Origin of the sequence: Cupriavidus campinensis, assembly GCF_905397395.1 — a bacterium.
GTDB classification, from domain to species: Bacteria; Pseudomonadota; Gammaproteobacteria; order Burkholderiales; family Burkholderiaceae; genus Cupriavidus; species Cupriavidus campinensis.
Genome location: NZ_CAJPVH010000144.1, coordinates 1 through 1145, shown reverse-complemented (window position 1 = coordinate 1145; position 1145 = coordinate 1). Strand labels below are relative to the sequence as shown.

Annotated in this window: 1 protein-coding gene; it reads left to right on the top strand. The window is 70.0% G+C overall.

Going from position 1 to position 1145, the window contains the following annotated elements:
• Positions 1–1145: MdtA/MuxA family multidrug efflux RND transporter periplasmic adaptor subunit (locus KHO18_RS28240; RefSeq protein ID WP_211944320.1), on the top strand; the 1145-nt coding region annotated here is incomplete at both ends.

Below are 1145 nucleotides of genomic sequence, written 5' to 3'. Positions count from 1 at the left end.
GGGCCGCCGGATGGGCCCGGGGGGCCCGGGGGGCCCGGGGGGCCCGGGAGGTCCGGGGGGCCCCGGCGCGCAGCCGCGCTCTCCGGTGGTGGTCAATACGGTAATCCGGCGCGATATGGACGTGGTGCTCAACGGCCTGGGCAACGTGACGCCAGTGACCAACGTCACCGTGCGCGCCCAGGTCTCGGGCCCGCTGCTGAAGGTGCTGTTCAAGGAAGGCCAGATGGTCAAGGCCGGCGACGTGCTGGCGGAGATCGACCCGCGTCCGTTCCAGGCCGCACTCGACCAGGCCGCGGGACAGCTCGCGCGGGACCAGGCGCTGCTCCAGAACGCCCGGCTGGACCAGCAGCGCTACAAGACGCTGCTGGCGCAGGACTCCATCTCCAGGCAGCAGGTGGATACCCAGGACGCGCTGGTGCGCCAGTTCGAGGGCACCGTGAAGACCGACCAGGGCAATGTGGATAACGCGCGCATCCAGCTCGGCTATACCCGGATCGTGGCGCCCACCTCGGGCCGCATCGGCCTGCGCCAGGTGGACCCGGGCAACATCGTCAACACCAGCGACACCAACGGCATCGCGCTGATCACCCAGATCCAGCCGATTGCCGTGCTCTACACGATTCCCGAGGACAACCTGCCGGCCGTGCTGAAGAAGCTCAACGCCGGCGAAAAGCTGCCGGTGCAGGCGTGGGACCGCCAGGTGCGCAACCAGCTGGGCGAAGGCACGCTGCTGACCACCGACAACCAGATCGACACCACCACGGGCACCGTCAAGCTCAAGGCGATCTTCCCCAATGCGGACGGCATGCTGTTCCCGAACCAGTTCGTGAACGTGCGCACGCGCGTGGACACGCTGGTGGACGCCACCGTGATCCCCGTGGCCGCCATCCAGCGGGGCCAGCAGGGCACCTTCGTCTACGTGGTGGGCGATGACAGCCAGGTGAAGGTGCAGGTGGTCACGCTGGGGCCGACCGACGGCGCCCAGACCGCCGTCTTGAAAGGGCTGGAGCCGGGCCAGCGCGTAGTCGTGGACGGCGCCGACCGCCTCAAGGAGGGCATGATCGTGGAAGCCGTGGACCCGGCCGCGCGTGCCGCCGCCACCACGCCGGCCAGTTCGCCACGCGGTCGTGGCCGGCGCCACGGCG